The sequence below is a fragment of the Streptomyces sp. NPDC001508 genome, from assembly GCF_040298665.1.
Lineage (GTDB): Bacteria > Actinomycetota > Actinomycetes > Streptomycetales > Streptomycetaceae > Streptomyces.
On the sequence record NZ_JBEPAP010000054.1, the window covers coordinates 55856 to 63021 of the forward strand.

Here is a 7166-nt window from a genome sequence, read left to right on the forward strand (position 1 = left end):
TTTCTCTCCCTTCTCAGCGAAGTGTCACGCGCGTGCGGTGCCCGTGCCTTTCTCCGCGTCCAACGCGTACACGCAGCGGTCCTTGCTGCATGCGTACACCACCCCGTCCGTCACCACCGGGGATCCGGTGATCTCCCCGCCGGTGGCCAGCTTCCAGCGCAGCCGGCCGTCGTCGGCCTTGAGCGTGTACAGCAGGTGGTCGGTGGAGCCGAAGTGGATCCGGCCCTCGGCGACCGCCGGCGAGCCGACGATGTCGCCGCCCGCCTGGAAGCGCCATTTGGGGGTGCCGGTGACGGCGTCCAGGGTGTACAGGCCCTTGCCGCTGCCGACGTGGACGTGGCCCGCGGCGACCAGCACCGGCTCGATCGAGGACCGGGCCTCCGTGGCGATGCGCCAGCGGTCGCGGCCGTCGGCGGCGTCGAGGGCGTAGACCGTGCCCAGGTAGTCGGCCAGGTAGATGCCGCCGCCGGCGACGGCGGGCCCGGGCACGAAGGCCGGCGGGCACAGGAAGACCGCCGGGGCCTCGAAGTGCCAGCGCACCATGCCGCTCGCCACGTCGATGGCGAGGACGCGGGAGCCCGCGGAGATGTACACACAGCCGTCGGGGGCGTGGGTCAGCCGCACCGGCACCATCCCGCAGGAGGCGGCGTCGCCGATCGGGTACGCCCAGCGCTCCTCGCCGGTGCGTGCCTCCAGGGCGCGCAGCCGGGCGTCCTGCCAGACGAACGCGGTGCCGTCGTGGACGGCGGGCCCGGACTCGGGGGACTCGAAGTCGGTCTGGCAGCCGGCGATCTCCCACAGCTTCTGCCCGCCCGCCGCCTCCCAGCCCTGGGCGCCGCCGCCGCGTGTGCCGGTGACGACGGTGCCCCGGTCGGCCTTCAGGGAGTACACCCAGGCGTCCGTGGACAGCCGCCACAGATCGGTGCCCTCGCGGGCGTCCAGGGCGAACAGGGTGGGGCCGTCGGAGGCGTGGATACGGCCGTCCGCGACCGCCATCGACCAGGCCACATCCCGGGTCTTGAAACGGCGCCGGCCGGTGGCCACATCGAGTGCGTGCACCTCGAAGGAGGTGACGTGGACGAGGCCGTCGGCGACGGACGGGGTGCCCCAGACGTCGTTGGACATGCGAAAACGCCAGGGGCGCCAGCCGGCCGCGGTCTCCGGGGGCGCGGGCGGGGCCGCCGGTACGGCGGGGTCGGCGCCGTTGACGCCGGTGCGGGGCCGGGACCAGTTGGCGACCAGTCCGGCCTCCGGCGGCGGCGCCTTGACGGCGGCGGCGCGGGCGTCGGCGACGCGCGGGCCGGGCCCGATGGGCACCTGGGCGCCGGCCAGCCGGACCGGACCGGCGTCGGGGGCGCCGACCGGGACCGGGGCCGGGGGCGTGGGGATCACCGGGTCGTGCGCGGGCGGGGGCGGCACCGCGGGTACGGCGGGCCGGCCGCCGCTGCGCGGGCCGACGGGCGGAGGCTGAACCGCGGGGCGCCCGCCACGGCGGGTCTCGATGAGGGCGACGGCCTTCTCGGGCAGCCAGGCAGAGGCGGTGCCGCTGTCGTCGGAGCCCGAGCCGAACAGGTGCGGGGCGAGCTGGGCCTGGAGGTCGGCCGGGTTGGGGCGTCCGGTGGCCTCCATCTGCATGCACGCCTCGATCAGCGGGCGCAGCTCGTCCGGCAGTCCTTCCAGGTCGGGGCCCTCGCGCAGCAGCATGAAGACGGTCTCGACGGGGTTGGCGCCGTGGAAGGGCGGGTGTCCGGTGGCGGCGAACACGAGCATCGAGCCGAGGGAGAAGACATCGCTGGCGCCGGTGACGCTGCGGGAGTCCTTGGCCTGCTCCGGTGACATATAGGCGGGCGTGCCGACGGCGACGTTCGTCATGGTCAGACGGGTGTTCGAAACCCCGGAGGCGATGCCGAAGTCGATGACGCGGGGGCCGTCCTCGACGACGAGCACATTGGAGGGCTTGAGGTCGCGGTGGACGAGCCCGGCGCCGTGGATGGACTGCAGCGCCTCGGCGACGCCCGCGGCGAGCCAGCGCACCGCCTGGGCCGGCAGTGGCCCGCAGTCGTTCACTATCTCTTCGAGGGACGGCGCGGGGACGTACGCCGTGGCCAGCCACGGCACCGCGGCCCGCGGGTCGGCGTCGACGACCGCGGCGGTGTAGAAGCCGGAGACCGCGCGCGCCGCCTCCACCTCCCGGGTGAAACGGACCCGGAAGAGCTGGTCCTCGGCGAGTTCCGTGCGGACCGTCTTGATCGCCACGCGGCGCCCGGACGCCGAGCGCGCGAGGTAGACCAGCCCCATGCCGCCGGCACCCAGCCGCCCCAGCACCTCGAACGGCCCGATCCGTCGTGGGTCGTGCTGCGTCAGCTGATCCACCACTTGCCTGCCACCTCCCCGTACGGGCCGCGCCGCCTCCATATGTACGCGACCCAGTGCAGCGTCTCACCACCGCACCGCCGTGGCGGCACGCACCCTGATTCTTCCTGCCACGGGCACAGGTTGCGAACCCGGCGACATTAGGGGTGTCTCACGACAAGCAAGACATTCCACCGCCGTGTCGGCGCTGTGCGGCGCTGTGCGGTGCCGACATCAGCGCTGCAGCAGCGCGAAGGACGCCCCCTGATTGTCCGTGACGACGGCCACACGTCCGTACGACGCGTCGAAGGGCGGCGCCTGCACCCGCCCGTCCAGCCGTTGTACCGCGCCCAGCGCCCGCTCGCAGTCGGCGACCAGGAAATGGACGAGAAAATGGGGCGGCATCTCGGCCGGGAAGACGTCCGAGACGGGGGCGCGGCCGAAGTCCGGCTCGGCGTCGGCGCCGAACAGGGCGTCGTGGAAGAGATCCCCGTAGAAGGCGTTGGCGGCCTCGGTGTCCCGGGAGTACAGTTCGGCCCAGCCGAAGGTGCCGGCCTCGTGCCGGCGCCCGAACCCGGGGTGGTCGCCGGCCTGCCACAGGCCGAAGACGGCGCCCTCCGGGTCGGCGGCGAGGGCGGCCGCGCCCAGGCCGTCGACGGCCACCGGGGCCGTGACGATCTGCCCGCCGGCCGCGCTGATGCGCCCGCACAGCGCCCGCGCGTCGGGCGTCGCGAAGTACACCGTCCAGACGGTGGGCATCCGGCCGTCCGCCTTGTATGTGAGCCCCGCCACAGGCGAGCCGTCCTTGCGCGCCCATACGGCGGACGCGGACGCGGGCACCTCCTCGTCGAAGGTCCATCCGAACAGCTCACCGTAGAACCGCCGGCCCGCCGCCACGTCGGGAAGCTGTGCGTCCACCCAGCACGGGACGCCCTCTCCGTACACCGATGCCCTGTTTTCGGCCATGCCGCCAAAGTAACCGGCTCGCGCGCACCCCGCAGACCAGGCACACCACCCTCCATACCCCCTCGCACCCCATTTGCAGTCGGCCGAATCGCGCTCTCATCACCCCTCGGTAAGCTGACGGCATGACAGGACAAGTGCGTACCGTCGACGGCCGCGTGGCCGGCCGGCGTGGGCAGGCGACCCGGCAGAAGCTGCTCGACTGCCTCAGCGAGATGCTCAGCTCCTCCCCCTACCGGGACGTCAAGGTCATCGATGTCGCCCGGAAGGCAGGGACTTCGCCCGCGACCTTCTACCAGTACTTCCCGGACGTCGAAGGTGCCGTCCTGGAGATCGCCGAGCAAATGGCCGCCGAGGGTGCCGGTTTGGCCGAACTGCTGGCGGGACGGACCTGGACCGGCAAGGCCGGCTGGCTGACCGCGCAGGAACTCGTGGACGGGTTCCTGGATTTCTGGCGCAAGAACGACGCGATCCTGCGGGTCGTGGACCTCGGCGCCGCCGAGGGGGACAAACGGTTCTACAAGATCCGCATGAAGATCCTGAACTCGGTGAACAACTCCCTCTCCGAGTCCATCGCCGAACTCCAGGCGAAGGGCCGGGTCGACAAGGACGTCAATCCCGCGGCCGTCGCGGGTTCGCTGGTCGCGATGCTCGCCGCGGTGGCCGCGCACCAGAAGGGCTTCCAGTCCTGGGGCGTGAAACAGGCCGAACTCAAGCCGAATCTCGCGCTGTTGGTCCACCTGGGCGTAACCGGCAGAAAACCGACGAAGTAGCCAACCCGTCCGACGGTCCCTTTCTCCGGGCACACCAAGTCCTGTCTCACGGGCGGCGGTCCACAGACTGGACCGCCGCCCGCCGTGCTGTGCACGCCCCTGCGCGGGCGGTGGGCGGTCCCGTACCACCGAGCACGGATACGACGACACCGGCGACGGCCCTGTGCGCGACTCGTCGCATCCCCTGCCCCCGGGCGCAGGGGGCTCGGCTCACCCCACCGCTTCCCATCGCCAAGGCCGTGGCCCGCGTAGGCCACGCACGCACTCGATGCGATAGCGGGCCTGCTCGACGGCACCGTCATCGTGATCCGCGATCTGGAGGGCGAATGTCACGAGGCGCAGTTCCCGGATGCCGCGGAGCGTCGCGTATCCCGCCCACTGCCTGACGTCGTGGCCGTACTGCTCGCAGTAGGCCGCGTACTCGGTCGCGGACAGGGTGCCGAAGGTGTCGAAGGCGACCGCCGTGGAGGTCAGATCCCACTCGGGCGGTCCGATCGACGTGCGCTCGAAATCCAAGAGCAGTGCCCCTTCGGCGGTCACGGCGCAGTTGCCGCCCCAGGCGTCGCCGTGGATCACGCAGTGCGCAAGCCCGGCCGGAAGGCTGCCCCACTGTTGTTTGAGTTCGTCGAGCCGATCGAGGAGCCACTTCCGGTCATCGTCGTTCGCGGAGCGCGCGGCAGCGAGGCGTTCGGCAATACGAACGAACGGCTGTAGCCGGCCCATGGGGAACGTCGGCTTGGGCAATCGATGCATCTGACGCAGCAGCGGTGCAAGGTCGGCTTCGGTGCCGTGCCGGTGCGGAGGCAGGAGTTCCCAGAAGGTGGCGGCTCGGCCGCCGGCATACACAGGTTGATCCACCTGTGTCGGGCGCACGGCCGGGACGTCGTTCTCAGCCAGCCAGCGGGCCACGACCACTTCTCGGGCTGCCGCTTCGTCCTGCCCCGCTCGTGCGATGCGCACGACGACTCCGGTCGGAAGCCGCCACAGGTCGTTCTCGGCGAGCCGGATGGGTTCAGCCCCCTCGGCCGACAGCCCGGCAGCGGCTGTCACGTCCTGAAGGACGGCGAAGGACTCCTCGGTGCGCGCCGCGGTCATGCGAGGACCGTAGTGGCGATCCGGCCCCTCAGCTCAGCCACCTCCGCCCTTTGGGCATACCGCACGGACGCTGCGGACAGATCCTCCATGTCCGTTGCTGCTCGTTTGGAACGGAGCCTCCCTACCTCGTCCAGGGCGCGGTTGGCGATGGCCACCGCTTGTTGCGGGTCCCCGGTGGCCATGGTCAGCGTCGCCAGCTTGGTGCCCGACAGCGCACGCGAGCGTACGTAGTTGTCCGTGTGGCCTTCGATCGCGGCCTTCAGACGAGAAATGGCCAAGGAGGGGGACTGCCCTGGCGTGAGCGCGACATCGAACGCCGCGTGTCCGGTATCCCCATGGTGCTGAGCCTCGTCGTAGTAGGCCATCCACGGGACGTCCTTGCCATCGCGAGCACGGTCGAAGACCGCGTCCGACTGTCTGATGGCAGCCAGCGCCTCCTTCGGCCGCTGCATCTTCGCCCAGGCCCGGGCCCTGGCGTTGTGAAGCGTGGCCTGTTCCCGATGCGTAAGACGGTCCGCCCGCACAAGGCCGTTCTCCGCGTGGGTCAGGCCCTCATCGGGCCTTCCGCACCAGATCTCGTGCCGGGCTCGCCAGTTGAGGACCGCGGCCCGGAGGTGCCAATTGTTCGCCTGCTCTGCGCACCAGGTGCCGAACCTCAACAGCTCGGTGGCGTCATGGTGCTCGTACGCGTCGAATGCGCTCGCTCCCATCACCATGGAAAGGCGCCCGACGGCGGTATAGAGGTCTGACTCCAACTGCGAGGGGTACTTCGTGGCGAGCAACCCCTTGGCCCAGATGAACAGCCCGGCAGAGGAACTGCGCGAGATCCCCCCACCGCCGTAGAGGTTGTCCCATCCGGCCAGGGTGTCGGCGGCAGCCCTGACTTGCTCGATGTCTTCGGGGCGAACAATCTTGGGGAGCGCGGTTGGTCCCGTCCCTGGGAGTAGGTCGACAAACGCTCCGGGGGCAAGGGCGGCTATGCCGCCGAGGGTTAAGAAGGCACGGCGCTCCACTGGTGACGGACTCCGATCCGAATTCACGGGCGGGATCAGTCCAAGCATGCCCGTGGCCGGTGTCCCGATGCCGTCAGGAGTCGGTCCGCCAGGGGTCTTGTCCGCATCAGCGGACTGCTTGTCCGCTTCCTCTTCGACGAGGCGCCAAAGCCGTCGCAGTGCTCCGCCGGCCTGCACAGCATCGTCGAGCCGGCCGGCCAGGTTGGCGTTGCAGGGGCGCTCGTCCTTCTCGATGCGTTCGACCGATGTGGCACTGAGGTGCACCTTCGCGCCCAACTCGCGGCTCGACATACCTCGCGCTTCCCGCCAGTTGCGGAGTTCCTTACCCCACCAGGCACGCCTCGACTTCGTCTCGTCCAGGGGCTTGGGCTTCTGTGGCATGTCTTCCCCTTCGGCACCCTGATGCGGACAACACCCACGTCTCCCGATTGTCCGCATCGAGAATCTGCTGCACAGACTTTTCCGAGACTGGTCCGCCCACCCCCCCCCGGTTTCCAGGTGGTCGCGGGAGAGCTGACCGAACGGCCTCTCGGGCCGTGACACGACGGCCCGGCGTTCATGAGGGGGGCCGGGCCGAGCAAAATGATCGCGACGTCAATCGCGCGTGGGTGCCTTCTGGGAGCGAATGCTTTCGGTGAACGTGGCCCACGCGGCGCGCGAGAAAAATGCGTGCGGGCCTTCGGGCCTCTTGGAATCTCGGACCCACGGCCCCTTGGGCATCTCGGCTACCTCTACGCACTCGTTGTCGGGAGTACCGCTGTAACTACTCTTGAACCACTGCGGTTCCTGGGGCGGTTCGGCCACGGATGATTACCTCGCTACTTATGATCTCGCAGGTGCCTCTTTCGGGCCTCGGCGATCAACTCCGCCGAGGAATCAGCCTGGATCCACCGCGTGAAGGTCGGTCTGGGGACGGGGAAATGGGAAGAGGTGCCTGCTGACCTGGGATGATGGGAGTTCCTACGCCCTC

The 7166-nt window shown here is 70.2% G+C and carries 6 protein-coding genes; 1 reads left to right on the top strand and 5 read right to left on the bottom strand.

Annotation, left to right across the window (positions count from 1 at the left end; all coding sequences use genetic code 11):
* Nucleotides 1–24 precede the first annotated feature (24 nt).
* Together afsK and kbpA are read right to left on the bottom strand one after the other, a co-directional pair.
* Complete coding sequence (gene afsK, locus ABT245_RS34530) at nt 25–2376, bottom strand: protein serine/threonine kinase AfsK (RefSeq protein ID WP_351741555.1); 2352 nt, start codon at nt 2374–2376, stop codon at nt 25–27.
* A gap of 210 nt (nt 2377–2586) precedes the next feature.
* Nucleotides 2587–3318, bottom strand: coding sequence for an AfsK-binding protein KbpA (kbpA, locus tag ABT245_RS34535; RefSeq protein ID WP_351741557.1), 732 nt, complete (start codon nt 3316–3318; stop codon nt 2587–2589).
* Nucleotides 3319–3440: 122 nt separating this feature from the next.
* On the opposite strand from kbpA, the gene ABT245_RS34540 reads away from it, so the two are divergent.
* On the top strand, nt 3441–4088 hold the full coding sequence (locus tag ABT245_RS34540; RefSeq protein ID WP_351741559.1) for a TetR family transcriptional regulator: 648 nt from the start codon (nt 3441–3443) through the stop codon (nt 4086–4088).
* Nucleotides 4089–4298: 210 nt separating this feature from the next.
* Here the strand turns inward: ABT245_RS34540 and ABT245_RS34545 are convergent, their stop codons facing one another.
* The 3 genes from ABT245_RS34545 to ABT245_RS34555 all read right to left on the bottom strand — a co-directional run bounded on the left by ABT245_RS34545 (nt 4299) and on the right by ABT245_RS34555 (nt 7000).
* Nucleotides 4299–5183 carry a phosphotransferase family protein gene (locus tag ABT245_RS34545; protein WP_351741561.1) on the bottom strand — a complete coding sequence of 295 codons (885 nt, stop codon included), beginning with the start codon at nt 5181–5183 and terminating at the stop codon, nt 4299–4301.
* Entirely contained in the window at nt 5180–6577 is a 1398-nt protein-coding gene (locus ABT245_RS34550; RefSeq protein WP_351741564.1) for a helix-turn-helix domain-containing protein, read from the bottom strand. The genes ABT245_RS34545 and ABT245_RS34550 overlap by 4 nt, the downstream gene beginning before the upstream one ends.
* A gap of 213 nt (nt 6578–6790) precedes the next feature.
* A complete protein-coding gene (locus ABT245_RS34555) occupies nt 6791–7000 on the bottom strand; it encodes a DUF397 domain-containing protein (RefSeq protein ID WP_351741566.1) in 210 nt (69 codons plus the stop codon).
* Nucleotides 7001–7166: the final 166 nt, after the last annotated feature.